At 53.8% G+C, this 26,827-nt stretch carries 23 protein-coding genes; 13 read left to right on the top strand and 10 right to left on the bottom strand.

Annotated features, from left to right (window positions below; translation table 11 throughout):
* On the bottom strand, positions 1-727 hold a 727-nt coding region (locus KIH26_RS10100; protein WP_213444560.1), incomplete at its 3' end, for a hypothetical protein.
* Positions 728-846: 119 nt separating this feature from the next.
* Between KIH26_RS10100 and KIH26_RS10095 the strand changes: the two genes are divergently transcribed.
* Entirely contained in the window at positions 847-1,854 is a 1,008-nt protein-coding gene (locus KIH26_RS10095) for a hypothetical protein (RefSeq protein WP_213444559.1), read from the top strand.
* 11 nt (positions 1,855-1,865) lie between these two features.
* Here the strand turns inward: KIH26_RS10095 and KIH26_RS10090 are convergent, their stop codons facing one another.
* The gene (locus tag KIH26_RS10090) at positions 1,866-3,209 is read right to left on the bottom strand and encodes a tyrosine-type recombinase/integrase (RefSeq protein WP_213444558.1); all 1,344 of its coding nucleotides are present in this window, start codon (positions 3,207-3,209) and stop codon (positions 1,866-1,868) included.
* A gap of 296 nt (positions 3,210-3,505) precedes the next feature.
* Between KIH26_RS10090 and KIH26_RS10085 the strand changes: the two genes are divergently transcribed.
* Positions 3,506-4,954: a sensor histidine kinase gene (locus KIH26_RS10085; RefSeq protein WP_213444557.1), complete on the top strand. Its 1,449-nt coding sequence runs from the start codon at positions 3,506-3,508 to the stop codon at positions 4,952-4,954.
* Between the two features lie 14 nt (positions 4,955-4,968).
* Here the strand turns inward: KIH26_RS10085 and KIH26_RS10080 are convergent, their stop codons facing one another.
* The 7 genes from KIH26_RS10080 to pyrG all read right to left on the bottom strand — a co-directional run bounded on the left by KIH26_RS10080 (position 4,969) and on the right by pyrG (position 11,687).
* Complete coding sequence (locus KIH26_RS10080; protein ID WP_213444555.1) at positions 4,969-5,565, bottom strand: response regulator; 597 nt, start codon at positions 5,563-5,565, stop codon at positions 4,969-4,971.
* 44 nt (positions 5,566-5,609) lie between these two features.
* A complete protein-coding gene (locus KIH26_RS10075) occupies positions 5,610-6,812 on the bottom strand; it encodes a tryptophan--tRNA ligase (RefSeq protein ID WP_213444553.1) in 1,203 nt (400 codons plus the stop codon).
* Positions 6,813-6,814: 2 nt separating this feature from the next.
* On the bottom strand, positions 6,815-7,483 hold the full coding sequence (locus KIH26_RS10070; RefSeq protein WP_213444551.1) for a site-2 protease family protein: 669 nt from the start codon (positions 7,481-7,483) through the stop codon (positions 6,815-6,817).
* 48 nt (positions 7,484-7,531) lie between these two features.
* Entirely contained in the window at positions 7,532-8,155 is a 624-nt protein-coding gene (locus KIH26_RS10065) for an L-threonylcarbamoyladenylate synthase (RefSeq protein ID WP_213444549.1), read from the bottom strand.
* A gap of 3 nt (positions 8,156-8,158) precedes the next feature.
* Entirely contained in the window at positions 8,159-9,067 is a 909-nt protein-coding gene (locus KIH26_RS10060) for a DMT family transporter (RefSeq protein ID WP_213444540.1), read from the bottom strand.
* Between the two features lie 89 nt (positions 9,068-9,156).
* Complete coding sequence (locus KIH26_RS10055) at positions 9,157-10,023, bottom strand: 3',5'-nucleoside bisphosphate phosphatase (protein ID WP_213444538.1); 867 nt, start codon at positions 10,021-10,023, stop codon at positions 9,157-9,159.
* Complete coding sequence (gene pyrG, locus KIH26_RS10050; RefSeq protein ID WP_213444536.1) at positions 10,020-11,687, bottom strand: CTP synthase; 1,668 nt, start codon at positions 11,685-11,687, stop codon at positions 10,020-10,022. Before pyrG ends, KIH26_RS10055 begins: the two co-directional genes overlap by 4 nt.
* A 58-nt stretch (positions 11,688-11,745) precedes the next feature.
* Between pyrG and KIH26_RS10045 the strand changes: the two genes are divergently transcribed.
* From KIH26_RS10045 to xdhB, 4 genes are all read left to right on the top strand, one after another.
* Complete coding sequence (locus KIH26_RS10045) at positions 11,746-11,925, top strand: DUF2256 domain-containing protein (protein WP_213444534.1); 180 nt, start codon at positions 11,746-11,748, stop codon at positions 11,923-11,925.
* A gap of 99 nt (positions 11,926-12,024) precedes the next feature.
* Positions 12,025-14,238, top strand: a complete 2,214-nt coding sequence (locus KIH26_RS10040) for a beta strand repeat-containing protein (RefSeq protein WP_213444532.1) — start codon at positions 12,025-12,027, stop codon at positions 14,236-14,238.
* Positions 14,239-14,369: 131 nt separating this feature from the next.
* The gene (xdhA, locus tag KIH26_RS10035; protein ID WP_213444530.1) at positions 14,370-15,857 is read left to right on the top strand and encodes a xanthine dehydrogenase small subunit; all 1,488 of its coding nucleotides are present in this window, start codon (positions 14,370-14,372) and stop codon (positions 15,855-15,857) included.
* Positions 15,857-18,262, top strand: coding sequence for a xanthine dehydrogenase molybdopterin binding subunit (xdhB, locus tag KIH26_RS10030; protein ID WP_213444527.1), 2,406 nt, complete (start codon positions 15,857-15,859; stop codon positions 18,260-18,262). The genes xdhA and xdhB overlap by 1 nt, the downstream gene beginning before the upstream one ends.
* 1 nt (position 18,263) lies before the next feature.
* On the opposite strand, the gene KIH26_RS10025 is transcribed toward xdhB, so the two are convergent.
* Positions 18,264-19,352: a hypothetical protein gene (locus KIH26_RS10025; RefSeq protein WP_213444525.1), complete on the bottom strand. Its 1,089-nt coding sequence runs from the start codon at positions 19,350-19,352 to the stop codon at positions 18,264-18,266.
* Between the two features lie 110 nt (positions 19,353-19,462).
* Between KIH26_RS10025 and KIH26_RS10020 the strand changes: the two genes are divergently transcribed.
* The 7 genes from KIH26_RS10020 (at position 19,463) to KIH26_RS09990 (ending at position 26,419) form a co-directional block, all read left to right on the top strand.
* Positions 19,463-21,334, top strand: a complete 1,872-nt coding sequence (locus KIH26_RS10020) for a sensor histidine kinase (protein ID WP_213444523.1) — start codon at positions 19,463-19,465, stop codon at positions 21,332-21,334.
* A 4-nt stretch (positions 21,335-21,338) separates the two neighbouring features.
* Complete coding sequence (locus KIH26_RS10015) at positions 21,339-21,989, top strand: response regulator (protein ID WP_213444516.1); 651 nt, start codon at positions 21,339-21,341, stop codon at positions 21,987-21,989.
* 42 nt (positions 21,990-22,031) lie between these two features.
* Positions 22,032-22,349, top strand: coding sequence for a type II TA system antitoxin, ParD family (locus KIH26_RS10010; protein WP_213444514.1), 318 nt, complete (start codon positions 22,032-22,034; stop codon positions 22,347-22,349).
* Positions 22,346-22,891, top strand: a complete 546-nt coding sequence (locus tag KIH26_RS10005; protein ID WP_213444512.1) for a PIN domain-containing protein — start codon at positions 22,346-22,348, stop codon at positions 22,889-22,891. The genes KIH26_RS10010 and KIH26_RS10005 overlap by 4 nt, the downstream gene beginning before the upstream one ends.
* Positions 22,888-23,715 (top strand): xanthine dehydrogenase accessory protein XdhC, encoded by an 828-nt coding sequence (gene xdhC / locus KIH26_RS10000; RefSeq protein WP_213444510.1) that lies wholly within the window; start codon positions 22,888-22,890, stop codon positions 23,713-23,715. Before KIH26_RS10005 ends, xdhC begins: the two co-directional genes overlap by 4 nt.
* Before the next feature lie 23 nt (positions 23,716-23,738).
* The gene (locus KIH26_RS09995; protein WP_213444508.1) at positions 23,739-25,025 is read left to right on the top strand and encodes a DEAD/DEAH box helicase; all 1,287 of its coding nucleotides are present in this window, start codon (positions 23,739-23,741) and stop codon (positions 25,023-25,025) included.
* 140 nt (positions 25,026-25,165) lie between these two features.
* Positions 25,166-26,419: a urate hydroxylase PuuD gene (locus KIH26_RS09990; RefSeq protein ID WP_213444506.1), complete on the top strand. Its 1,254-nt coding sequence runs from the start codon at positions 25,166-25,168 to the stop codon at positions 26,417-26,419.
* Positions 26,420-26,827: the final 408 nt, after the last annotated feature.

Raw genomic sequence — 26,827 nt, 5'->3', positions numbered from 1 at the left:
TGAAGGGTTCAATTTTGAATTTGAACTTGCCTTGAAAACGCGCCAACGATGCCATAACCGCACCCTTGCCAAATTGATGGCTGTGGTGCAGGCTGGGAATTGCGATCTTGAAAGCGCTATGCGTTTCAGGATCAGCTTCGCATGCTTCGATGGTGATGACCTCATCGCACATTGGGAACAATTTTTCAGCGGCATCTTGGAGCTTGTTGACACCGCCAATGATGACCATGACGTGATTGCCTGCGGTCTTTGCCACTTGGCGCAGTTTGAACAAGGCGTGCATCGTGCCGGGATCGTCAAGCGTCACGCCATTTTGCAGAATGACGTTCCAATCGCCTTGTGCGCTTTGCTTTTCGGTTCCCCTGATGGTTTTGCCAATCACCATGAAGGCGGCATCCGACAACCAATTAAAGCGGTGATCCACTTCAAGGCTACGGACAAAGCGTTTAACACCAACGGGTGGTTCGGGGTAGATGTTGTTAGCAGCTTCGACGTGGGCTTTGTTGCGTTCACCACCTGTGTGCCATGTGCGGATGACTTTGGGCTTGGGAAACTGAATGCCTAAATCTGCACCGCCGTTCATAACCTGCTGTGCCATTACTTGACGTGCTACTTCACTATCGCCTGCGCCATCGACGAGAACCACTGTCAAGCCAGTGGAAAGGCTGATGGGGTTATGCATTACCGCCAAAGTTGGCAGCGATTTTGTTTTCAAGATTTTTTTCATGAAAATCTCCTTGAGAGAAGCTAGATCGCGTAGCGCGAATTGCGCCACTATCCCCTAGCGCAACCTATTTACAGATGCTATAGTGGACTGCATGAAAATAGGTATGAAATTAGGTAATGATGAATAAAATAGTACAATCTGATCTGTGGGAAACCATGTGGTCAGCACGGCAAGCTGTGCAGTATTTGCTGTGTGACGGCAAGCAGATGCGAGAAGATGGTTTTCTCGCAAGACGTATCAATTCAAGGCTTGAGTCTTGGTTTGATGGCGCAAAAGGTGCGTTGCTGCAAGATGAGGTTTTGCGAGAAGCAACACCACATCTCTCGCATATTCTTTCGCGCTTAGACGAGCACATGCGCGAACGTAATTTGTCACCAGACCTTTTGTGGCCTCCACCGCTTTGGATACGCTCTTTCAAAGCTTTGCAGTTCTCTATCCAAGCGCATGCAATGGATGAATTGAATTTGTGGCAGTCCGCAAACGAGGCAGAAGGTAAGTACTTTTTGTACAAGTGCTGGAGTACAAAGAAGCAGGATTACTTCGGCCCGAAGCATGAGCCTACTGGTAAGCTTGGCTGCACAGCACTTGACCTTGCAGTTGGTGATCTTCCTGAGAGGATTGTCCAACGGGCACACGCCTTAGAGTGGATTGTTGAAACTCATTCAATCATCAAAGCTAAGACCAAGGTAAAACCTGTTCCTGATGACAAGGTAGCGCAACGTAAGTCAAAACGCAATTTGGAAGAATCCATAGAGATTCACAAAGTAGCGCCATCAAAGCCAAGCAAGCCCGGTAAGCGCCGCAACATCTATGTTCTACGAACGCGATACGGACCTGGATGCGTTGATGCTGTTCAATCAGCGCTGGAGCATTATGTTGAGAGTCGGCAATCAAATGTCATTAAAGGCAGTAGTGACAATCGCCCTTACTCAACGTCATTGAGCCCGCCTGCTTTGATCGAGTTTCTTCAGGGCAAATACAAAGCTGTCGGAAGGTATGCGGTCAGCACGTTAAAGCCTGTACTCGGCCATTTTGTTCAAACACCGCGCGGACGACCGCCCACACTTACTGAACTCTCTGAGCGTGAATTTCAGGCAATGAAAAAATCTCAACGCAAAAGCAGGTAGCACTTAATTCTTCAGGTTTTTTTAGTCGTCGCTTTCTTCGGGCTTGGAATCAAAGTCAACGGCTCATCTCGCTTGCTGTGAATGTAGTCCGCCCAGTCTTGCATAAGTTGCCTGCGTCGTTCAACCATATCAGATCGTTGATATGCTCGCTCTGTCTTATCGCCTACGATGTGTGCCAATGAGAATTCCAAAAGCTCGTGCTCGTATTTTGTTTCCGCTGCTCCCCAAGTACGGAACGAAGCGCGAAATCCATGTGTCGTATGTGAAAGGTGCATTCGACGGAGAAACTGGGTGAACGTCATGTCGCTAAGGGCGGTCTTCTTGGTGTTGGGGAAAATCAGACCTGTGAGCTTTTTACCGTCCAACAGATTCTGTGGTTGAAGCAACTTGGCTTGCTCAAGCACCGACCATGCCTCGTTCGACAACGGTACGCTGTGTTCTCGGTTGGCCTTCATGCGTTCTGGAGGGATTTTCCAGATTCGTTTAGCCAAGTCGATTTCTTCCCATACTGCGCCGCGCACTTCACCTGAGCGTGAGGCATTCAAGACAATGAACTGGAAAGCCAACTTGACGGTGTCCGATGATGTGCTGTTCATCACTGCTTTCATAACCGCGCCCACTTGTTCATAAGGACACGAGGCGAAGTTGGTGGCCTCTTTCTGTTTGCCAAGTGTCATCTTGATTTGCGCCCATGCTTCGCTGTCTAGCCCAGCGCAGTAGCCCATTGCCGCAGCATAGTTGATGACAGTACGAATCCGCTGTAGGACACGGCTCAAAGTTTCGGATTTCTTTTTCCACTCGGTTTTGAGTGCATCGCGGATGTGGTCGCTGGTGATGTCGCTAACAGGCTTTTGGCCAAAATGGGGGAAGGCATAGGTCGTAAGGGTGTTGATCCATTGGGCACTATGCTTTTTGTTCTTCCAATCATCTTTGTGTAGCGCGTGGTACTCCTCTGCGCATTGCTTGAATGTTCGAGCCAGTTTTTTGGCGTTGGCCTCAGCGATTTCTCGCGCATGCCGCTCTTCGTTGCGCTGGGTTATGGGGTCAATACCGTCGTCTAGCAGTTGACGGCAACGGCGTGCCCGGTCACGAGCCTCTGCCAGTGACCAGTCTGGATATGAGCCTAGCCCCATGAAATGGATTTGTTTGTTGAGCGTATATCGGAACGCCCACGACTTGCTACCGCTTTTACTGACTTGAAGATAAAGTCCAGCGCCATCATGGTGAAAGCCGGGGGTACTCAGATTCCGGACAGCAACTGCCGTAAAACGTTCCCGTGCGCGGCTGTGTGCAGCAGGTTCAGTTTTCTGTTCGACGGATGGACTTGTATTTTTTTCAGAGGCGGTGCTTTTCATATACACTATTCTATATACATTTATTCTCGCATTGCAAAGAGAATCCTTGCCATGAGTTGCGAGAACATGAAAGAAGCAAGAGTTCTGAAAAGCGAGTCGAATCAACTACTTGGCGAGATGTTGATAGGATATGATTGTGCATAGGGGAGGCATTGATGGAGACGCCCTCTCCGCCAGTTAAAAAGCACTCTCATAGGGTGCTTTTTTTATGGCTGAGAGGGAGGCGTTCGCACTCAATTGTTCGGAGAATCCAGCAATCTCTTTGCCGGCATTGATCTTCCTGCTACAGTGATTGAATGCAGCAACCTGACCTCGAATTTGTTGACAGCTATGTTGCCTCCGTGCAAGACGAACAGCCTGCGGATTCTTTGGATCGTTGGGTAAACGAGCGTTTGGCGCAAGATTTCATGCGCAATGCCGCTGCCACACTGCGTGCAGGCACCCTGGTGATGGTACTCACGATTTTTTTGCTCTATGGCCATGTCAATACTGTGGGCCTGGCGGTTTGGGCGCTGGCCTACACACTCACCATGGCCTATCGACGCCATACGATACGCGCCTTCAAAGCCATGATGGATTTACGGCTGATCACCGGAGCAGATGCTGACATCTCTGGGTTTTTTCGTAAGCACGGCTGGAGCTGGCCAGCCAGTGCATGCATCTTTGCCCTGCCAATCGTTCTCTTTCACGAGATGGCGTCTCACGCCAACGAATACTTGTACTTGATGATCCTGGTAGGCATGGGTGCGACGGGTGCTGCATTGATGGCGGCTAATCTGAAGTGTCAGCGTGATTTCTCTCATGCGCTGTCTTTCACATCTGCTGCAGGCTTTGTGGTCAACTGGCTGAAGCAATGGCCGGCTTTTCCCAGCCGTGAGTCGATGATCTTCATACTCCTGATCGTGCTTTTCTGGGTGCTGATTTTGTATTTGGGAAAGCACTTGAATTATTTGCAGCGCAGCAGCTACAGCGCGCAATTCGGTAACGAGCAGCTGATTCGCTCGCTTCGCCAGCAAACTCAAGCTGCCACAGAAGCAGTGCAGACGAAAAACAACTTGCTGGCCAGTGCCGCACATGATCTGCGGCAGCCTGTGCACGCTTTGGCTTTCTACGCCGATTGGTTGCGTAATGAGCCGCAATTGGCAGACAGTGTGATTCCTAAGATTCTTGCTGCCACAGATTCAGTCAATACCTTGTTCAATAGCCTGTTTGATTTCGCGCGAATTGAAGCGGGCGCGATTCCAGTGAATTTGGATGAGGTCGATATTGCGGCGTTGATCGAAGAAATGGCAGTGCAGTTCGCTCCAGCCGCGCATGCCAAAGGCCTGGTACTGCGCACCTACCCCGTCCAAGCGACTGTGTACAGCGATGGTGTTTTGCTTCGACGAATTACCTCTAACCTGTTAGCCAATGCGATCCGCTACACAGAGAAAGGTGGTGTGACGCTTTCTGCCCAAGTCGAAGGCGGCAAGCTCATGCTCGAGATCATCGACAGCGGGTTGGGGATCTCTCCAGAGCATTTACCGCATGTGTTCAAAGAATTCTATCGTGCGCCGACGCATGAGGGTACGGCTGATAGCTTCGGTTTAGGGCTGGCAATCGTGCAACGCCTGTGCCGCGCATTGGGTCACGTTGTGACATTACATTCTGTGTTGGGTCAAGGCACACGCTGCAGGTTGGAAATACAACTTTCACGCCATAGCAAGCAGTCATCAACCAGTGCACCTATGCCACTGCTGGCATAGGCCATAACCTAGAGTCAAATGATGCCGCGTGTACGTGCCCAGTGAACGGCCTGCGAGCGATTTTTAACCGACAAGCGGCGAAATAAACGCCATAAGTGAACTTTGACCGTGTGCTCACTGATCTCCATCAACTCGGCCAATTCGCGGTTGCTTAAACCTCGATCCAAGTGCTTGAGCAGCTCGCGCTGGCGGCGAGATAACTTTTCTGGAGAGGCAAGGCGGTTAGAGGTATCTGTGCTCTCGCTATCGGTACTTACCAAGACTCGAAGAGCTTGCGTCAAATGCATCGCGCCAGAGGATTTCTCGAGATACAGATCTGCACCTGCGTCAATGCTCAGGTCTTCAAAATCACTGGCTGGTGAGGCAGAAAGCACAACGATAGGCACGTGTGGGAATTTCGCACGCATCTCGCGAACGCCCGACACGCCATGAGTGTCGGGAAGCTTCAAATCTAAGCAGAGCAAATCCGGCATGCCCATTTCTGCCGCCTTGCTGATCACCGGCGTCAAGCGGTCGAGTTCTACGATTGTTGCGTCTGGTGCAATCCGTCGAAACAACATCACCACAGCTTCACGCATCAAGGGGTGATCATCAACAACAAAAATCCTCATAACTACTTTCCGCTGCCAGATGAACTGAGCAGCTGTACGGCAACCTAATAATTTAAACCCATAGCCTTACGAACATCTGTCATGGTGCTTTTCGCCACAGCTTGTGCTCTGCTACAGCCATTGTCCACAATTTCGCGCACCCGTGCTGGGTTTGCAATGTAGGGTTTGGCACGATCCAACATCGGCTGTTGCTCCAGAAGGATCGCGTCACTGACTGTTTTTTTACATTCTATACAACCAATGCCCGCCGTCGTGCAGCCTTCGGTCACCCATTTTTTGCGATTTTCATCAGAGTAGACGAGATGGAACTGCCAAACCGGGCATTTCTCGGGGTTGCCAGCATCGGTGCGTTTGACGCGTGCCGGATCGGTGGGCATTTCGCGCACTTTTTTCTCGATGCTGGCTGCTTCCTCGCGAATTCCGATTGCATTGCCATAGCTCTTGCTCATTTTTCTGCCGTCTAAGCCCGGCAGCTTGGATGCGTTTGTGAGCAAGACGTCGGGCTCAACGAGCACCACCTTGCCTTTGCCAGAAACAAAGGAGGTCAGCAGGGCTTTGTCGTCTGAGCCCATTGTTTCAAATTTGCTCAGGAAGCCGGGCAGCTTGGCGAGCACGGTGTCATCGCCTTGTTCGGTGCGTTTCTTGGCCATACTCTTGATATAGCGTGCATCTTCTTTGGGCAAGCTCTCCAGTAAAGCGGCGGTTTTTGCGTCATCCGTCTTGCGACGGCCGTAAAGATCGTTGAAACGGCGCGCAGCTTCTCGTGTCAGCTCAACGTGGCTGGCTTGGTCTTCACCCACAGGAACGTAATGCGCCTTGTAGATCAGGATGTCAGCAGCTTGCAGAAGCGGATAGCCCAAAAAGCCGTAGGTGGAAAGATCTTTGTCTTTGAGTTGTTGTTGCTGGTCTTTGTAGGTGGGGACGCGCTCTAGCCATGACAGAGGTGTACCCATGGCCAGCAAAGTAAACAGCTCGGCATGCTCAGGCAAGCGGCTTTGCAAGAAAAGCGTGCATTGCTCGGGATCAATGCCCGTGGCTAACCAGTCAATCACCATTTCATAGACAGATGCCTCAATCACATCTGGATTTTCATAATGCGTGGTGAGTGCATGCCAATCGGCCACGAAATAAAAGCATTCCATTTCGCTTTGCAAGCGAACCCAGTTTTTCAGAGCGCCATGGTAGTGGCCAAGATGCAATGCACCGGTGGGGCGCATACCGGAGAGGACGCGTTTTTTGTCTGTCATATTCAAGAAGCCAGCAAGCGAATCGGGGTCAAAACGATGTCTAAGAGGCCATAAGTCAGGTTCATCAACGGGCGCATCCAAATGGTGCTGGCAATCCCGCTAATCACCAAGGCCATCACAATGAAAAAGCCGTAGGGCTCTACACGAGACAGAGGTTGGGAGAAGCGATAAGGCAGCAGCGCGACAGCAATGCGCCCACCATCCAGCGGCGGCACCGGGAACAGGTTGAACACAAACATCACCACATTCACCAGCATGCCGGCCTTGCACATCGAGAGGAAAAATTTCTCATCAATTCCCACGATTTGAAGCGCGTAAAACAGAATACCCCAGAGCAAAGCTTGAATCAAATTCGAACCCGGGCCTGCGAAAACGACCCAAACCGTGTCGCGGCGCGGGTTACGCAGTGCGCTGAAGTGCACAGGTACGGGTTTGGCGTAGCCAAAGAGGAAGCTGCCGTTGGTGGCGAAATAAAGCAGCAGTGGCATCGCAATCGTACCAATCGGATCAATATGCTTGATGGGATTGAGCGTGACGCGGCCTAGGCTGTAGGCAGTTTTGTCGCCAAAGTACAGCGCTGCGTAAGCGTGTGCAGCCTCATGAATCGTGATCGCAAAGATCACGGGCAGAGCGTAGACCAAGGCGGTCTGGATGATGTTGTTGATGTCCACGATAGATTGTCTCAGACTTCTCTGAGGAAACGCTTCATATACCAGCAGTTAAATCCCTAAATTCGCGGGATCACCTCGTCCTAAACGCACTATTTCAGGTGCATCGCTAGTCAAATCCACCACGGTCGTCGGCTCGCTGGGGCATGCGCCTGCGTCGATCACGCAGGCAATCAGCTTTTCATAATTGGAGCGAATTTCTTGCGGGTCGTTCAAGGGCTCGCTTTCACCTGGCGGGATGAGCGTGGTGGCCAGCAATGGCTCGCCATGAATTTCGAGCAAAGCCTGCAAAGCAGGATGCTCAGGCACGCGCAGGCCAATGGTCAGGCGCTTGGGATGCGAGAGCCTGCGTGGCACTTCTTTGGTGGCTTCCAAAATGAAAGTGAAAGGCCCTGGTGTGCCGGCTTTGATGAGGCGAAATTGCGCGTTATCTACCCGCGCGTAGGTGGCGAGCTCTTTGAGATCGCGGCAGAGCAGGGTGAGGTGATGCTTATCGTCCACACCACGAATGCGGCGCAATTGATCAGCAGCGGTTTTATCGTCAAGGTGACAGACCAAGGCATAGCTGGAATCTGTGGGTACGGCGGCGATACCGCCCGCCTTGAGCAGGCTGGCCGCTTGCCGCAAAAGTCGCTCTTGCGGATTCTCCGGATGAATTTCAAAAAATTGCGCCATGGCTTAAAGGGATTGAAGAGCCCGATTTTCGCGCATCAGCGCCCAGGCATTGGCAATGCCGCATGCGGCCACCAGCGCCATGCCCAGCCAGCTCAAGGCATCGGGCACGCGGCCAAAGAGCAGCCAACCACCGATCACAGCAAAGCCCAGCTGTGAATAGAGATAAGGCGTGGCCACTGAGGCGTTCACGCGTTTGAGCGCCATATTGAAGAGTAAATGCCCTGTTGATGCGGCTAGGCCCACCACAACGATCAAAGCCCAAATGCGCAAAGGCAAGGCTTGCCAGAAGAAGGGCAGAGCACAGCTCATCACGATCAGGCCTGTGATTCCGCTGGAGAGATGTGTGTGGCTAGCGCTTTCGGTGCGCATCATGTAGGCCGTGAGGATTTGAAAAGCTGCGCCCATCAACACCAGCACCAGCACCAAAAAAACTGCCGGCTCAAATGCATGCGAAAAAGGCCGGATGATGATCAGCACCCCCACAAAGCCACCCAGAGCCAACAGCCAGCGCAGGGGCGGCACATGCTCGCCCAATAAGCGAGAGGAGGCAATGGTAACGACCAGCGGTGTGAGCATGACAATCGCTGTGAAATCAGCCACGGGCACATAACGCAGGCTTGTGAAGCCCAGCATGGTGGTGCAGACCATCATCAGGCCACGTGTGATGTGCAGCGCGGGCTTGGTGATGCGCAGGCCAGTGAATTCACCTGCTTGGCTGATCACGACAGCACTGGATAAGGTTTGAATCAGATAGCGCACCCATTGCACCATCACAATCGGTGCGGCCAGACCTATGAGTTGGCTGGTGGTGTCCAGCGTTGCAAAGCACAAACTTGCAGAGATGGCGAATGCAATGCCCCAGAGGGTGGTGGAGGAATGCGCAGGCGCTTGTGAACTGGGGACGACTGACAATCTATTTGCTACTTATTTAATAGCACTTCGCGCAGTTTGCATGCCGGCTAGATGCTGTTTTTGCTTGAAATTCGGTATGAAAATAATGGTCAAGGCGTTTGGATGCGTTCAGTCAGAAGCTCCCACACTGGGGTGAGTTTGCCGGGCAGATAGGGCAAGGATCCCAAATCGGTGTGGCTCTCCTGCGGGCAATGAAAATCCGAGCCGCGCGAAGCCGCCAGATCAAACTCTTGCGCCATATCGGCGTATTTCACATATTCGGCCACGGTATGGCTGCCGGTGACAACCTCGACTGCGCGGCCGCCATGTGTTTTGAATTCAGAAAATAGTGCGTATTCCTCGTTGGCCGTGAATTTGTAGCGCCCTGGATGCGCAATCACTGCAATACCTTTTGCTGAAGTGATCCAGCGCACCGCATCGCCCAAATTCGCCCAAAGGTGCGGCACAAAGCCTGGCTTGCCTTCCACCAAATAATTGCGAAACACCTCGTGTGTGCTGCTGCATACGCCAGACTCAACAAGAAAGCGGGCAAAGTGGGTGCGAGAAATCAGATCAGGATTACTGACGTATTTCAGAGCGCCTTCGTAGGCGTTCTTGATACCGACTTGAGCCAGGCCGTCACTGATTTGTTGGGCACGCTCGCCTCGACCACCTCGTGTTGCAGCCAAGCCAGCCACCATGGCGGGATCTTCAGCATCAAACCCAAGGCCAACAATGTGCACAGTCTCTTTGGCAAAAGTCACCGAGATTTCAGTCCCGGTAAGGTAGGCCATGCCGTTCGCATGCGCGGCATGCGCGGCTCTGGCTTGGCCACCAATTTCATCATGATCGGTGAGTGCCCAAAGCTCAACGCCGTTTTTGGCGGCGCGTTCAGCCAAATCTTCAGGCTGCATCGTGCCATCGGAGACGACGCTGTGGCAATGAAGATCGGCGTTGAGGTAAGTTTTGGTGTTCACTGTGCAGCTGCGCTAGGAACAGGCCTTAATGCTTTCCCCGAACCTTGGTGATCAAGCGCAGCTTTGATGTAGGCGTTAAACAGCGGATGCCCGTCCCATGGCGTGGATTTGAACTCTGGGTGGAACTGCACGCCCATGAACCAAGGGTGCACGGTCTGGGGCAACTCCACAATCTCCGTGAGTTGCTCGCGTTGAGTCAATGCAGAAATCACAAGACCCGCCTTGCGCAAAGTATCCAGGTAATTCACATTCGCCTCATAGCGATGGCGGTGGCGCTCTGTGACCACATCGCCATAGATGCTGTGAGCAAGAGACCCTTTGGAGACATCGGAGCTTTGTGCGCCTAGGCGCATCGTGCCGCCGAGATCGGATTTTTCGCTGCGCTTTTGAATGCTGCCGTCTTTGTCTTTCCACTCGGTGATGAGTGCGATCACAGGATGCGGTGTGTCGGCCACGAATTCTGTGCTGTTGGCGTCTTTCAGGCCAGCCATGTGGCGAGCGTACTCAATCGTTGCCACTTGCATGCCCAGGCAAATGCCGAGATAAGGAATCTTGTTCTCCCGCGCAAATTTTGCCGCTTGGATTTTGCCTTCCACACCACGCGCGCCAAAGCCACCGGGCACCAGCACAGCGTCGAATTTGGCGAGCTGGGCTACGTTGTCAGCAGAGATGGTTTCGGAATCGATATATTCGATGTTCACGCGGGCAGAGTTTTTCAAGCCAGCATGCTTCAAAGCTTCGTTGAGCGATTTGTAGCTGTCGGAGAGATCCACATACTTGCCGACCATCGCAATGCTCACATCGGCTTGCGGATGTGCGACTGCATGCACGAGGCCATCCCAGCGGGTGAGCTTGGCAGGCGGCGTGTTCAGTCTCAGCTTGTCGCAGATCAGACCATCCAGCCCTTGCTCATGCAGCATGCGGGGCACTTTATAGATCGTGTCCACATCCCACATGCTGATCACGCCCCAAGGCTGCACATTGGTGAAAAGCGAAATTTTCTCAGCTTCGTCTTTAGGAATTTCACGATCTGCGCGGCAGAGCAGGGCATCGGGCTGAATACCGATTTCGCGCAGCTTTTGCACGGTGTGTTGCGTGGGCTTGGTTTTGAGTTCGCCTGCGGCCTTGATGTAAGGTACATAGGTCAAATGCACGAAAGCTGTGTTGCCCGCGCCTGCGCGCAGCGAGAGTTGGCGCACGGCTTCCAAGAAAGGCAGTGATTCAATATCACCCACCGTACCGCCGATTTCCACAATCGCCACATCCACATCTTGCGCGCCGCGCTTGATGAATTCTTGGATTTCATTGGTCACATGCGGGATCACCTGCACCGTCTTGCCCAAATAATCGCCGCGCCGCTCTTTCTCCAGCACGGATTGATAAATCTTTCCGGTGGTGAAGTTGTTGGTTTTCTTCATCCGCGTGTCGATGAAGCGCTCGTAGTGGCCGAGATCGAGATCGGTCTCAGCGCCATCATCGGTGACGAAGACTTCGCCATGCTGGAAGGGCGACATCGTGCCCGGATCGACGTTGATGTACGGATCGAGTTTGATGAGGGTGACTTTGAGGCCGCGCGATTCAAGGATCGCAGCAAGAGATGCGGAAGCGATGCCTTTACCTAGGGAAGACACCACACCGCCGGTGACGAAGACGAATTTGGTCATGAGTCGCTCGGTGGAAATTCCGATTTTAACTGACAGCTTTGAACGTATGCTTTCAACCATGCCAGACAAAAAACAATCCAACGCCAATTTCAAAGGCAACAAATCCTACTTGCCCAGCAAGCCTTGCGTGGCTTGCGGCAAAGAAATGGCTTGGCGCAAGGCTTGGGAGAAGAATTGGGAGAGCGTGAAATACTGCTCCGAGGCTTGCCGGAGACAGGCGAAATCTCATCAGTTTTGAGGATTTTTTAACCGGATGGGCTCGATATCCCCTAAACGCGGGATACACAAATCATCAGCGCTTCAATACATTTGGCTACCTTTTTCGATAGGAACCCAAATGCTTTTTCAATTCACAAACACACGCCGCTTGATCCTGCGTCGCGGCTGTGCGGTTGCAGCTAGCGCCCTGCTGGCCATTGGTTTGGTCGCTTGTGGCGGCGGCGGTGGCGGCAGCAATCCACCCAACACGCAGATCAACGCTACTGGCCTGAGCGTCACGCCTTCTCTGGGCTTGGTGCGCAATGCAGATACCAGTGCGACTTGTTTGGCTAACAGCGCCGTGCTCGGCACAGGCACGACGGGCACGAGTGGCCGCGTTTCTTTATCGCTGAATGCAGGCTGCTCCGGGCCGGTGATGGTTTCGGTGGTGGCTAATGCAGGAACGACTTATTTCGATGAAGGCGTGAACGCCTTTGTGGCCATGGCACCTGTAGGAACAAGCATGCGCGCTTTGCTGCCTAGCTTGGCCGGTGCAAGCACGCTGAGCCTAGGCGTCACGCCGCTGACCGAAATCGCCACGCGCCAAGCGATTGCTAATGCGGGTGGCAACGCTGCCAACGTCGGCGTGAACCAAGTGCTTGCCGCCAACACCAATGTGGTCACGCAAGTGCTCGGCTCCACCGTCACACTGGACATCCTCGCCGAGCCCACGCTTATCAGTAGCCAACCTACCAGCGGCAACTTAGGCACAGGCATGGCAGATCGTTATGCCTTCTATCTTGCAGCCCTCGCTCGCGCAGCTGGGCACACGGGTACAACGCCTGCATTGGATGCCATGAATGCACTCGCTGCAGATTTGGCGGACGGTACGCTCAACGGTGGCTCCAGTGGGGGCTTCACCTACACGCAAAGCGGCTTGTCTAACCAAATCAATGGTGGCATCGCTTCGGCTGCCAACGTGTACGCCAGCGCTGCGCTGCAAACCAACCTAGGCTTAGGCGGCGGCAGCGGCACGCCCACCGTGGCTGCACTCAGCATCAGCAGCTTCACACCCGGCTCGGGCTCCGTCGGTGCGAATGTGACAGTAACAGGCACGGGTTTTGACTCCAACATCTCACATTTCCAAGTCAAATTCAACGGCGTGAACGCCACGATCAGCAATGCCACCAGCACGACCCTGCGCGTGCAAGTGCCCAATGGCGCAACGACGGGCTTGATCACTGTTGTGCGCGTTGTTCCTGACAACGCATCCATCACCAGCGCCACCAACTTCACTGTAACGGGTGGCGGTGGTAATTCAAGCACTTGGACGCAAAACGCTTCGCCCAGCGGCTTCGGGCTAGGTGCTTTGGCCGCTAATGGCTCGAGTACCTTTGTTGCACTGGGCGGCGGGTTGCCGAGCAACGGTGGCTGTAGCGCTTATTACTCCACCAATGGGGGTGTCAACTGGACTCAGATCTTCATCACCCCTACACGTCCATCGCCCTGTCTCAGCCTGTCGTCAATTGCTTGGACAGGTAGCCAGTTCGTTGCCGTTGGCTCCAGCGGAAGTAATACAGCAACTTACAGCCTGATCACCACCTCACCAGACGGCATCACTTGGACAGAGCGCAACTATCCGTCCTCAGAGGTGGCGGGCTTTGGCACAAACATCTTGCGCGCAGTGGCTGCATCCGGCAGCAAGATCATCGCTGCTGACTTCGATCTCGTACTCACGTCTACTGACAACGGTGCGACCTGGACGCGCGAAAGTGGTTCGATTGGATTTTTGACAGTGAATACGAATCGAATTGCAGGCATGGCTACCGATGGCATCACCACCGTAGTCGCGGGTTGCTGCAGACAGAATCAGGTTGGCAACCTGATCGTGACAGAAGCTGGATTTGCAACCCGCACGGGCAATGGCGCTTGGCAAACTGTGACCACCAGTGGTTTCTATCCCTATGCTGTTACCTACAACGGAAGTCACTTTGTTGCTGTGGGTAATGCCGGACCGAGCATCACTGATATTGCCAAGGCTGCCTATTCCACTGACGGCATCAACTGGACCGTGGTCAATATGGGCACCAACCCAGCTGCCTTGTACGTGTACACAGTCGCATCTGCGGGTAGCACTCTCTATGCAGTGGCCAATGGTCAAACTGGGAATTTCCCTAGCTTCACCAACTACTCCTACATCATGAAGTCCACTGACAATGGCGCGACATGGACGGTGGACTACACAGGCAATCCGCCACCCAATACGATCTTTACTCAATCAGCAATCGCCGCAACGCCCAACCGCATCGTGTCGGTTGGCAGCGGCATCAGCTATCGCCGTAATTTACCTTGATCGGTTTTTTTCAACTTAAAGCCCGGTTCGCCGGGCTTTTTTACGCCCATCGCCAATTCATATTGAAATTCGTATAAATACTATACGATTTAAAAAATAAAATACAAGCTTGCAAAACAGGTAATCAAACCATGAGCCAAGTCACCAATACCGTTCGCTTTGTCCTCGATGGGCAGATCGTTGAAGCCCAAGGCAAGCGCCGCACGACGACCGTGCTGGATTATTTGCGCGAGGGGCTGATGCGCACGGGCACGAAAGAGGGCTGTGCGGAAGGCGATTGCGGGGCTTGTGTGGTGCTCGTTGGACAGCTCAATGCCAAGGGCACGGGTGTGGATTACGTGCCTGTGAACTCTTGCATGCAGCTTTTGCCTTCGCTGGATGGCAAATCGCTTAAGACGGTGGAGAGCTTGAAAAAGGCCGATGGCACTTTGCATCCGATTCAAAAAGAAATGGTCGATTGCTTTGGCTCGCAATGCGGCTTTTGTACGCCAGGCATTGTGATGAGTTTGGCGGGCATGGTGCAGACCAATGCATGCCCGAGCCGCACGCAAGTGAACGATGCGCTTTCTGGCAACTTGTGCCGCTGCACGGGCTACAAACCAATTATTTATGCCACTCTGAAAGCTTGCCAACGGCCAGCGGCTGAATTGAAGATTGAAGATGCGCAGGATGTGGCGCTGCTCAAGGAAATTGAGCGCGATAAACAACCGACTCTTGGCCTCGAAGGCCAGATCGTGATTCAGCCTGTGGTGCGCACGAAAAAAGGCCATGAATTTGTTTCGCCCAGCACGGTAGATGAAGTGGCCAAGTATTTGACGGACTATCCGCAAGCCACGCTGCTCGCTGGCAGCACTGAGATCGGCTTGCAGGTGAACAAGCAGTTTGCGCGGCCTGAGAATATTTGCTATCTGGGCAATGTGGCAGAGCTGTTGGCTGTGAAAGAAACGCCGGCAGCTTGGATGATTGGCGCTGCTGTGCCGCTTGAGCAGGTGATGAATTTGGTGAGCAGTGCTTATCCAGATTTTGCCGAAGTACTGCGCCGCTTCGGCTCCCCGCCGATTCGCTCGACGGCTACGCTTGCAGGCAACATTGCCAACGGCTCGCCGATTGGCGACACCATGCCTTGCTTGATGGCGTTGGGTGCTACTTTGCATTTGCGCAAAGGTGATAAAAAGCGCGTGGTGGCCCTCGATGCTTTCTACACAGGCATGAAAGCCAGCGTGTTGCAAGCTGGTGAGTTCATCACCGCGATTGAGCTGGCTAAGCCCAAAGCTGGCAGCCAATTCAAAGCCCACAAAATCAGCAAACGCTTCGATCAAGACATCTCGGCCACTTGCGCTGCGATGAGTTTCGAGCTCGTTAGCGGCAAACTCAAAAACGTCAAACTCGCCTACAACGGCATGGCGCCTGCGCCTTGCCGCGCACCGAAGATTGAGGCTGTGCTTGAAGGTAAATCACCCTTCGATGTGAAAGCCAGCGAGATTGATGCTGCTATCACCGCGAGTTTCCCCGCGCGTGATGGCTTGCGCGCAACATGGGGTTATCGCTCGCTCGTGGCGCGCAATCTCGTACTCGAATTTGTGGAATCTGCATCACCATCTTTGAAGGAAGCAGCGTAATGAATGCACCGACGACTCTCAAAGAACTCTTGCCTGCTAACTTAGCGGAGCAGGGTGCCAACCTCGTTCACGAATCCGCGCATCTGCACGTCACAGGCGCTGCGGTTTACACCGACGATATCCCCGAGCTGCGCGGCACGCTTTATGCGGCAATCATCATGTCGCCTGTTGCTCATGGCGAATTGATTGGCGATGGCATTGATCGCGAAGCCATTCTTGCGCAGCATGGCGTGGTGGCTGTTTACACCGCCAAAGACATTCCCGGTGAAAACAATTGCGGCCCGATCATTCATGACGATCCGTTTCTCGCTGCTGGCAAAGTCGAGTTTCTAGGCCAAGCCGTTGCCGTGGTCGTCGCCAAAGACATGCTCTATGCCCGCGAAGCTGCGAAGAATGCAAAGGTCTTGGTGAAAGAGTTGCCAGCAATCTTGACGATTGAAGAAGCACTCGCTGCCAACTCCTACATCATGCCCGCCAAAGCAATAACGCGCGGCAAGCCGCAAGAGGCGATTGCCGCCGCGCCACACAAGCTCAGCGGCTCCACCTATTGCGGCCAACAAGAGCAGTTTTACCTCGAAGGCCAGATCACTTATGTCGTGCCGCGCGAAGACGGCCAGCTTACGCTTTATGTGAGCACGCAGCACCCAGATGGCAACCAGCGCGAAGCCGCTGCAGCGCTGAATTTGACGACCAAAGACGTTGAAGTGATCTGCCGCCGTATGGGCGGTGGCTTCGGCGGCAAAGAGGGCAATGCTTCGATCTTCTCGCAATCTGCCGCGCTCGCTGCACACAAATTGCAAAAGCCCATCAAGCTGCGCGTCAACCGCGATGACGACATGATGATCACCGGCAAACGCCATGATTTCCGTCATGATTACACCGTGGGCTTTGATGATGAAGGCCGCATCCTCGGCGTGGATTTCATGATCGCCTCGCGTTGCGGCTACAGCATGGATTACTCTGGCCCGGTGAACAACCGCGCTGTGCTCCACATCGACAATTGCTACTACCTGCCCAATCTGCACATCATTAGTCACCGCTGCAAAACCAACACTCAAAGTGCGACGGCCTTCCGTGGTTTCGGTGGCCCGCAGGGCATGTTTGGCATTGAAACGGTGATTGAAGAAATTGCGCAAAGCCTAGGTAAAGATGCCTTGGATGTTCGCAAGATCAATCTGTATCAAGAGCCATCAGTCTCTGGCAATGTGCAAACAATGACGACGCAATACGGCCAAGAGATCAAAGACTGGGTGGGTGATCGAGTCATCAACCAAGCCGAAGCTGAGAGCAAATACCGTGAGCGGCGTGCAGAGGTCACAGCCTTCAACGCAAAGAGTAAAACCCGCAAGCGTGGCGTAGCCCTCGTGCCTTTGAAATTCGGCATCAGCTTCACCGCCACCATGCTCAACCAAGGCGGAGCTCTGCTCAACATCTACATGGATGGCTCCGTGAGCGTGAACCACGGCGGCACGGAGATGGGGCAGGGCCTGAATACCAAGATGCAGCAGGTTTGCGCAGATGGTTTGGGCATTCCAGCCAGCTTGGTGCGCGTCACAGCCACTGACACCCAGAAAGTGCCCAACGCATCAGCCACTTCAGCATCGAGTGGCGCCGATATCAATGGCGCGGCGATCATGAATGCCTGCGAGCAAATGCGCGCACGCCTTGCACCCGTGGCTGCACGCATACTCGGCTGCGATGCATCTACTATCAAATTCATAGCTGGCCGCGCAGTATCCATCCCGGCTACTGGCCAAAAAAGCTCTGAAAATTCAGTGGAATGGCCTGCACTGATCAAAAAAGCTTGGCTGGATCGCGTCGGCCTCTCAGTGGCAGGCTTTTACATGACCCCCGAGATTGGCTACGACATCGACACCTTGATGGGCCACGCTTTCTATTACTTCTGCTATGGCGCAGCCGTCACAGAAGTGGAGATCGACACGCGCACCGGCGAATGGTGGCTCAAGGCGGTCGATATCGTTCACGACGCAGGCCAGAGCATCAACCCCGCTATTGACATCGGCCAAATTGAAGGTGCGTATATCCAAGGCATGGGCTGGCTCACGATGGAAGAATGCGTTTGGGATTTGAAAGGCAAGCCAACCAAAGACGGTTTCTCAGGCAAAGGTAAGTTGCTCACCCACGGCCCCAGCACCTACAAAATCCCGGTGGCCAGCGATGTGCCCGAGCATTTCAAAGTCAGCCTATTCGACAACCAAAACTTAAAGCCCACACCTTTCCGCAGCAAAGCCGTGGGCGAGCCACCGCTCATGCTCGCGCTCTCCAGCTACTTCGCCATTCGCGATGCCGTGAGCGCCAGCGCAGACCACAAAAAACGCGTCGCCTTCAAAGCGCCAGCTACACCCGAGCGGATTTTGATGACTTGTGAGGCACTGAAGGCGTAATTTATTTCGCCTTCGCCAGCTCCTGCGCAAACGCGGTGGCCAGCGCCTTGTGTTGTTTAGCGATGCCGTTGGCATACTGTGCAGCATCCACTGCATAGCTGCCGCCTACGCTGGCTGCGGAGCCGCCTCGGATATTCGCGCCGCCAAGAGCTGCCAAGCCGCGCATCAGCTCAAAGCCAGCATTGCCTTCGCTTTTTTTGGCGTCCACCAGCGTCATGGGCACTTCGATGCCGCTGGCTTCATTGATGTAGATGCGCTGGTGATTACCAAAGGCGCTGGGTGCTGAGTTGCGCAGAGACCAACGGGTGAAATAAGGTGCAAAGCGCAAGCCCACATCGGCGCGCGCATCTGCGGATGACAAAATGCCCGCGCTGGCCTGCACCTTGGCCAGTGAGACCGTTAAACGCACACGCAGCACATGACTGGCTTCGCCAGCTGCGATCATTGCGCCCTCGGCTTGATAAAGCCCCACTGTTTGCAGCCCCATCATGGATAGGGGCGTGACGAAGCGCTCGTGTTTTGGGGTGTCGTTGCCAATCGTGGTGAAGCTGTCTTCGCCTGTATGCATCTCTACGCGATAGCCGTGAGGAGCCACCACCAAGCCACCGCTTTTTTGCGTGAAGCCGCGCGTGGCTGCCCAAGGCGAGGGCTGACCAGCTTCGGAGATGGATTTCCAGATCGCGCTGCGTTTGAGATCAGCCAATTCCACCACGCCGATGCCTGCATTTTTAATCTCAGCCAAGGTATCGTCATACAAGGTCTGAGCAATCGCAGTTAAGGCTTCAGGGCTGGGGCGGTTCGCCAGCTTGATTTCCACGCTGGCGCTTTTGGAGCCTCCAAAACCACCCGAGCCCGCGCTGGCAGATTCGTCGTCTGCAAAATACACAATGAACTGCGTGATGGCTACTTTTTTGACATCTTTGAGGCCTTTGTCGGCCTCGATGATGATCGGGCCTGCTTTGGCCGCGTTGTCGCGTACAGCGGCATTGGAGTCCGCGTAGGAGAATTGAGTGGCGGCAGCTGATGCAAAAATAGTCCAAGCAAATGCCTTGCGTGATGCGCGGCAGAGTAATTTTCTTGTGATCTTCATGGCGATGAAATTCAAGGTGATGAAAACTCGTATTTGTACAGGCTGCATGGCGCTGTGCCAATCCCCTGAACAGGGGATGCTAGAAAACCAAATTCGCGCAAAATCACGGTATGAATTTCGCCAAGATCATGGTTGCGCTGGTATCGTGCATGCTGCTGGGATTTCCCTGCGCGCAGGCGCAATCCACGCATACCGAGTTACTCACTCAGGCGCAAATCTCTTGGGCTCAGCAAGATGATGCGCCTACAGTTTTTGAGGCAGGCAGTGTGAGCTTGCCGCATGAATGGGCAGGCACGCGGCCTGCGCATGCAGGTGTTGTGTGGTATCGCCTGAGTTTTGAGCGCCCAGAAACCGATTTGCCAGCGGTGTATCTCGAACGCGTTTGTACCAATGCGCAGGTGTGGGTCAATGGCACGCTGCTGGGCACGGGTGGGCGCATGCAAACGCCTTTGACGCGCAATTGCTACTTCCCTATGCTTTTCAATATTCCGGCCAGCTTGCTCAAGCCGGGTACGAATGTGCTGGTGATCAAAGTGGCGGGCTACGCCGCGCTGGAGACTGCCGCGCGCCAGCGGCAAGCCGGTCTGTCTGTGGTGCGAATTGGCTCTGAGGCTCAGTTGCGCACACTCTATGAGCAGCGCTATTTCCGCAACATCACGGTGGCGCAAATCATCAGCGGCTCCGTGGTGCTGTTTGGCTTGATCTCTTTGGCGATATTTGCAGTGCGTCGCCAAGATTTGCAGTATCTGTTTTTCGGGCTGGGGCAGATCAGCTGGGCGCTGATCACATCGCGTATTTTTATCCGCGATATTCCTCTTTCCGGCTTTCACAGCGAGGTGTTGATCACCAGCTTGTTCCCGCCAGCGGTATCATTTTTTGTGATGTTTATCTTGCACAATGTTGGCCGCCCCGTGCGATGGATGGGCTTTGCATCACTGGTTTTTTGCGTCGTTTGGCCTGTGTGCATGCTGCTGGCTGGTCCGGCGCATCTGTTCCGATTGGCTTCTATCTGCTTTGCATTAATCGCAGCATATTTTGTGGCGGTCTTTTTGTTCAGCACATGGTTTGCTTGGCGCAGTAAACGCGCTGAGTTTTACATGATGATCGGTGTGCTGCTATTGGTCAGCTTGATGGTGAGCGTTGAGATCAGCATCCAATTTGGGCTCTTGCCGCAGCCGCGTGTGCATCTTATTCACTTTACCTTGCCCTTGGTATTTTTTGCGATCTTTGTGCGCTTGGCGCTGCAATTCGCGCAGGCGCTCACGCGCAGCGAGCGCATGACGCACGAGCTAGAGCAGCGTGTGGTTGAGAAGACGCGCGAGATTGAGAGCAGCTATGAAAAGCTCAGCAGTTTGCGCACAGTGCAGGTGATTGAGCAGGAGCGCCAAAGGATTGCTGCTGATTTGCATGACGATCTGGGTGCTAAATTGCTCAGCATCACCAAAACACCGCAAGGCACGCACGCTGCACACACTGCGCATCTGGCGCGTGAAGCGCTGGATGATATGCGCCTGTCTGTGCGCGGGCTCACGGCGCAGCCCAGCCCGGCGCAAGACGTGTTGGCCGATTGGCGGCTTGAGACGATGCAGCGCTTGGAGCAGGCGGGTTTGCAGGGGCATTGGCAATGCAATGAGCCACCCGTCGATTTGGTGTTGCGCGCGCGGATGCAAGTGCAGCTCACCCGCGTACTGCGCGAGAGCGTCTCCAATGTGATCCGCCATGCGCAGGCTAAGCAATGTTGGATTCATATTGACATCAGCTCTTCAACGCTCAGCATGAGCATTGAAGACGATGGAAAAGGCATCGCCAAAGAAGAGCTGGGCACGCGCGGGCATGGCTTGATCAATATTGAGCGCCGTGCGCATCACCTGCATGGCGAATACGACATTGGCCGCAGCGAATGGGGCGGTGCGCGCATTTGGGTCAAGGTGCCTATTGAAGAGTCCTCCAGCACACCAGCGCCTTTAACTGAAAGTCTGTAACTCCATGCAAACCGCTCTCATTCTTGAGGATTTACCCGAAATTCGCGCTTGGCTGGCGCAACTGCTGCAAAGCGCGTTTCCGAGCATTCAAATTACTGCGACATCTCATGTGAAAGAAGCTTTAGCTGCTGTCAGCCAAGCGCGCTTTGATCTGGCGCTGATTGATCTGGGTTTGCCAGATGGCAGCGGTGTGGAGGTGGTCAAGCAGTTGCGCGATCAGCAGCCGCAAGCCGTCTCGGTGGTGGTGACGATTCATGACGATGATCAGCATCTCTTTCCTGCTCTGCAAGCGGGCGCTTTTGGCTATTTGCTCAAGGAGCAAGAGCACGATGTGTTGGTGAGCCAGCTTCTGCGCATCATGCAAGGCGAGCCGCCGCTATCGCCTTCCATTGCGCGGCGCGTGCTGGCACATTTTTCGCAGCAACGCGCTCAAAATGCTCCCATTCATTCTGAGCCTGAGATTAGCCTGACTGAGCGCGAGACCGATGTGTTGATGCGCTTGAGTAAGGGCTACACCTTGCAAGAAATCGCTGCGCAGATCGGTATCTCGCGCCATACTGTGGCCGATCATGTGAAAGCGGTTTATCGCAAACTGGGTATTTCTTCTCGTGCTGAGGCGACGCTAGTGGCTATTCGCCGTGGGTTAGTGGTTTAGCTTGGTTTTGACAGATCTGCATATTTGCATTAATATGCAAATATGCGTACCAGTATTGATTTTCCCGATCCTCTCTTTCGCACCCTGAAGGCCAGCGCGGCTATGCAGGGAAAGAGCTTGCGTGATCATGTGCTCCAACTCATTGAGCGGGGGATGCAGCAGCCTGCTCAAGCTGATGGCAAGCGTGTCGTGCGGGCTGTGTCTGCTCCTCCTATGCTGGGGCCTGAGTATGAGATGAGTATTGACCCAGAGCGCTTGCGCGGCGGTGGGGCGCAAGATTTGCTGGATGAGCTGGATCTGGAAAATTACATGAATGTGATGAAGTACGGCAGCTCGTCTGGTGAGCCTAAGAAATCATGAATGAGTTGAGAGAGGGCTCGGTTGGCTTGACACCCGCATGGAGCAGAGTGCGCGGGGATTTGCCAGATGTGAATATATGGCTGGCCTTGGTGCAGCCGTTTCATCTGCACCATGAATTAGCCAAGGCTTATTGGCAAACGACTTCCGCGCAGTTTGCTCAAGAGGCGAGCGAACTCACCAGAGATCAAATCGAACCGAAAATCCATTTTTGCCGCACCACGATGCTCGGCATGGTGCGCTTGCTGAGCCAAACGAGCAAACTTTATGGGCAAGCCGTGAGTTTGAAAGACAGTTTTGCAATCTACGAGCGCTATTTGCATTTGCCCGAAGTCGGCTTCATGGCTGAGACTGCCAGCACCGTGGATGCCATGCTGAGTTCAATGCACAACGCTTTGCCGCAACTACATCATCTACTGTCCACGGATGTTTATCTGGCTGCGCTGGCGAAAATATATCGCCTGAGATTGGTCACGTTTGATCGTGATTTCAAGCGCTTTGAATTACCGGATTGCTTGATCATTGAAACGGAAAAACCGCAATGACAGCATCGCCTGCCATCTGGGTCAGCATCGAGCGCTTTGAAGGAAGTAGCCCGCGCGAGGTGGGGGCTTGGATGCTTGTGACTTCTGATCGTGTGGAGGGCACAGTGGGCGGTGGGCATTTGGAGTTTGATGCCATCGCGCATGCGCGATCCTTGTTGGCTTCGCATGCTCGCTCGCTCTTATCTGATTCGCCATTTGTGGTTACGGAAGAAACACGCCGCTATGCGCTGGGGCCCTCGTTGGGGCAATGCTGCGGCGGTGTGGTGTGGCTGAAGTTCGTTGGTGTTGCTGCTGGCGATACTACTAAATCAGTAGCACTCCGCGCAGATTCCATCAAGGCTACTGGCTTAAAAAGCTTAAAAATTGCACTGTTTGGCGGCGGGCATGTGGGCAAGGCAATTGTGAATGCTCTCGCTCCATTGCCATGCTCTGTGCATTGGATTGACAGCCGCGATGAGATATTTCCTTCGGTTTTGCCAGCAAATGTGCAGGCTGAACACAGTGCACCCGTGCAAGCAGCAGTCAACGATCTCGCGCCACAAAGCCATGTGCTGATCATGAGCTTTTCGCATGCGGAGGATTTGGATGTGGTGGCTGAATGCTTGAAGCGCAAGAGAGAGCAAAACGATTTGCCTTTCATTGGCTTGATTGGCAGCAAAACCAAGTGGGCGACGTTTCGCCATCGGCTGGAAGAGCGCGGTTTCTCCGAAGATGAGTTGCGCCAGGTGACTTGCCCGATTGGCCTGACGAGCATTGCAGGCAAAGAGCCAGAAGTGATTGCGGCGAGTGTTGCAGCGCAGTTGATGCAGTTTCGCAAAGTCTGAGACTCAGGGCGTAAACTCGCCTCATGCCTTTCTCAAATCTCGGTTTCGCGCCCCCCGTCTTAGCTGCTTTCAATCGCGCCTTGCAAGCTGAAGACTTCACGCAAGCTACAGAGGTGCAGCGCGCGGTGATTCCGGCTATTTTGCAGGGTCGAGATGTCATTGCTTCTGCACAAACAGGCTCAGGAAAAACGGCCGCTTATGCCTTGCCAATCTTGCAGCAGATATCAGATGCTGAGCCCGCGCAAGCTGGCAAGCCGCGCTGCCTCGTGATCGTGCCCACGCGTGAGCTGGCGGTGCAAGTAGAGGAGATGGCCAGAAAGTTCGCCAAGTTTTTGCCGCGTAAAACCAAGCTGCTGGCCACCTATGGCGGCGTAGCGATTGAGCCGCAAATGCTGGCGATGCGAGAAGGTGTGGATATCTTGATCGCCACACCGGGGCGATTGCTCGATTTGGCGGATCAGCGGGCTTTGAGCTTTAAGAGCATCAAATATTTCGTGCTCGATGAGGCGGATCGCCTTCTTGATTTGGGCTTTAACGATGAGCTCAAACGTATTCTCACGCTGATGCCTGAGAAGCGGCAAAACTTGTTTTTCTCAGCGACTTTCAGTGCAGAGATCGAAATTCTTGCGGCGGCTTTACTGCGCGACCCACTTCGTATTCAAATCGTTTCAGAAGAACAAGAAAAGCCAAAAATCGAAGAGCGCGCCGTCGCGGTTGATGCTGCGCAGCGCACCCAGCTTTTCAAAAAACTTTTCACAGAAAACGATTGGGAGCGCGCGCTGATCTTCGTTGCGCGCCAATACGATGCTGAAAAAGTGGCCATGAAGCTGCGCAATGCTGGCCTCAAAGCTGAGCCACTGCATGGCCAACTCACGCAAGGCAAGCGCATGCAGGTGGTGCAAGATATCAAAGCAGGGCGGATTGAAATAGTCGTTGCTACAGATCTTGCTTCGCGCGGGCTCGATATCAAAGAGTTACCTGTCGTCGTCAATTACGATCTACCGCGCTCCGCCACTGACTACACCCACCGCATCGGCCGCACAGGCCGCGCTGGCATGCCCGGCTTGGCTGTGAGTTTTGTCACCGTCGACATGCAAGCCCACTGGGAGCTCATTTGTAAGCGCCAAAATTTGCAAACTGAGTTAGAAGAAATCGAAGGCTTCGAACCCACGGACCAACCGCCGCTACCTGATGCACCGCTGGTGCCCACTGGCTTGGATATCAACGGCGGCATCAAAGGCAAGCGCCCCAGCAAGAAGGACAAGCTGCGAGCCGCCGCGGCTTTGGCTGCCGCGAAAGATCTGGGCTAGCGGCCTGTCTGGCACGAGAAATGCTGCTTAAAGGCATGTTTCTGATCTGTATACAATCAAACCTTGTCGCAGCGGAGCTACCCCTAGTTCGCGGCTTATTCTGTTTACAGCGCCCGCAGTGGTAAACAGTAGGAGAACCCATGGAAGCATATTTGCTGGATTGGGCCAACCTGCTGTTGCGTTGGCTGCATGTCATCACCGCGATTGCCTGGATTGGCTCATCGTTTTATTTTGTTTTTCTGGATAACAACCTAGAAAAGCCTAAGTCGCCAGACTTGCTTGAGAAAGGCGTCGATGGCGCGATGTGGGCCGTGCACGGCGGGGGTTTTTACAACCCACAAAAATATCTCGTCGCGCCGAAAAAAATCCATACACGTTTGCATTGGTTTTATTGGGAAAGTTACTCCACGTGGCTTTCCGGCTTTGCGCTGTTCACTGTCCTCTATCTCTACAACGCGAGTACCTATCTGATCGATAAATCGCTGATGGATTGGCAGCCGGGAGCGGCCATCGGCGTTGCTCTGGCTTTTCTCGTTGTCTTTTGGATGGTGTACGACGGCGTTTGTCAGCTCTTTGGTTTCCGTAAAAACGGTGAAGCGATTGTCGGCGCGCTGATGTTGATCGTGATTGCCTTCATGAGTTGGCTGGCCTGCCAGTGGTTCGCGGGCAGGGCGGCTTTTCTGCTCGTAGGTGCAGCGATTGCCACGGCCATGAGCGCCAATGTGTTTTTCTGGATCATTCCGGGGCAGAAGAAAGTCGTCGCTGCCATGACGAGTGGCGAGAAGTACGATGCTTCCAAGCTGGCCATCCATGGCAAGCGTGGCAAGCAGCGAAGTGTGCACAACACCTATTTCACGCTGCCCGTGATCTTTGCGATGCTTTCCAACCATTACAGCTTCATGTACACGCATGCCTACAACTGGCTGATTCTCTTTGCCATGATGGTGGGCGGCGCGTTGATTCGGCAATACTTTGTGCAGCGCCATGCTTACCACTATGGCCGTGCCAGCCACCCTTGGCCATGGGCTGTCGTGGGATCATTGATCTTGGTGGCGGTGATTGTTGCGCTCAGGCCTGCTCCACACAATACTACGAAATCGATAGCACCCCGCGCAGATTCTACGCCGGCCAGTGGCCAAAAAGGCTCTGAAAATACGTCTTTCACCCAACTGCAAACGGTTTTACAAGCACGCTGCGTCCAATGTCATGGTGCGCAGGTGCAAATGAAAAATGTGCGGCTCGATTCTGCGGCGCAGATCAAATTGCATGCGCAAGCGATTTATCAGCAGACGGTGGTGACCAAGCAAATGCCGATGAACAACTCAACGCAGATCACGGATGCTGAACGAGCGTTGGTGGCTGAGTGGTTCAAGGCTGGTGCGAAGGTGGAGTGATCTTTTATTAGCCTCGCTTTGCAGAGTGCTTGATACCGAGATTTTTGCTGAGCCCGCCATTGCCGTGGCGTACCCACCTCCGCAAATGTCCCCCGTCGGCTTCGCCGTCTCCTCCTTTATTTTGCTGCGGTGGATACGCCACGCCAATGGCTATGAATGAACGGTTTGAATGTCATCCATTTGAGCGCCACTATGTTCGCAAGATCGCGCTGCCTGTGCGTTTTGCTGGGAATATCTGAATGAGTCGTCGGGATGAAGCAGGCTTGATTTCGGGATGGGATGCTAGGCGAAAAACGTAGCTTTAGCGGTGCTAAAGCGAGGCTTTTCAACGACGCAGACCGCCCGAAAGCGAGCCTGATTCGCCCGATTCGACTTGTTCAGATATTCCCCGCGGTAAAGGAGGAGGCG

Source organism: Variovorax sp. PCZ-1, from assembly GCF_018413605.1.
GTDB lineage: Bacteria > Pseudomonadota > Gammaproteobacteria > Burkholderiales > Burkholderiaceae_C > JANMDU01.
The sequence above is the reverse complement of the archived record's forward strand: the minus strand, read 5'-3'. Positions and strand labels throughout refer to the sequence as shown.

Coding starts and splice junctions, on each gene's coding strand:
- KIH26_RS10095 (WP_213444559.1), top strand. CDS start 847: ATGAATAAAATAGTACAATCTGATCTGTGGGAAACCATGTGGTCAGCA.
- KIH26_RS10090 (WP_213444558.1), bottom strand. CDS start 3,209: ATGAAAAGCACCGCCTCTGAAAAAAATACAAGTCCATCCGTCGAACAG.
- KIH26_RS10085 (WP_213444557.1), top strand. CDS start 3,506: ATGCAGCAACCTGACCTCGAATTTGTTGACAGCTATGTTGCCTCCGTG.
- KIH26_RS10080 (WP_213444555.1), bottom strand. CDS start 5,565: ATGAGGATTTTTGTTGTTGATGATCACCCCTTGATGCGTGAAGCTGTG.
- KIH26_RS10075 (WP_213444553.1), bottom strand. CDS start 6,812: ATGACAGACAAAAAACGCGTCCTCTCCGGTATGCGCCCCACCGGTGCA.
- KIH26_RS10065 (WP_213444549.1), bottom strand. CDS start 8,155: ATGGCGCAATTTTTTGAAATTCATCCGGAGAATCCGCAAGAGCGACTT.
- pyrG (WP_213444536.1), bottom strand. CDS start 11,687: ATGACCAAATTCGTCTTCGTCACCGGCGGTGTGGTGTCTTCCCTAGGT.
- KIH26_RS10045 (WP_213444534.1), top strand. CDS start 11,746: ATGCCAGACAAAAAACAATCCAACGCCAATTTCAAAGGCAACAAATCC.
- KIH26_RS10040 (WP_213444532.1), top strand. CDS start 12,025: ATGCTTTTTCAATTCACAAACACACGCCGCTTGATCCTGCGTCGCGGC.
- xdhA (WP_213444530.1), top strand. CDS start 14,370: ATGAGCCAAGTCACCAATACCGTTCGCTTTGTCCTCGATGGGCAGATC.
- xdhB (WP_213444527.1), top strand. CDS start 15,857: ATGAATGCACCGACGACTCTCAAAGAACTCTTGCCTGCTAACTTAGCG.
- KIH26_RS10025 (WP_213444525.1), bottom strand. CDS start 19,352: ATGAAGATCACAAGAAAATTACTCTGCCGCGCATCACGCAAGGCATTT.
- KIH26_RS10020 (WP_213444523.1), top strand. CDS start 19,463: ATGAATTTCGCCAAGATCATGGTTGCGCTGGTATCGTGCATGCTGCTG.
- KIH26_RS10015 (WP_213444516.1), top strand. CDS start 21,339: ATGCAAACCGCTCTCATTCTTGAGGATTTACCCGAAATTCGCGCTTGG.
- KIH26_RS10010 (WP_213444514.1), top strand. CDS start 22,032: ATGCGTACCAGTATTGATTTTCCCGATCCTCTCTTTCGCACCCTGAAG.
- KIH26_RS10005 (WP_213444512.1), top strand. CDS start 22,346: ATGAATGAGTTGAGAGAGGGCTCGGTTGGCTTGACACCCGCATGGAGC.
- xdhC (WP_213444510.1), top strand. CDS start 22,888: ATGACAGCATCGCCTGCCATCTGGGTCAGCATCGAGCGCTTTGAAGGA.
- KIH26_RS09995 (WP_213444508.1), top strand. CDS start 23,739: ATGCCTTTCTCAAATCTCGGTTTCGCGCCCCCCGTCTTAGCTGCTTTC.
- KIH26_RS09990 (WP_213444506.1), top strand. CDS start 25,166: ATGGAAGCATATTTGCTGGATTGGGCCAACCTGCTGTTGCGTTGGCTG.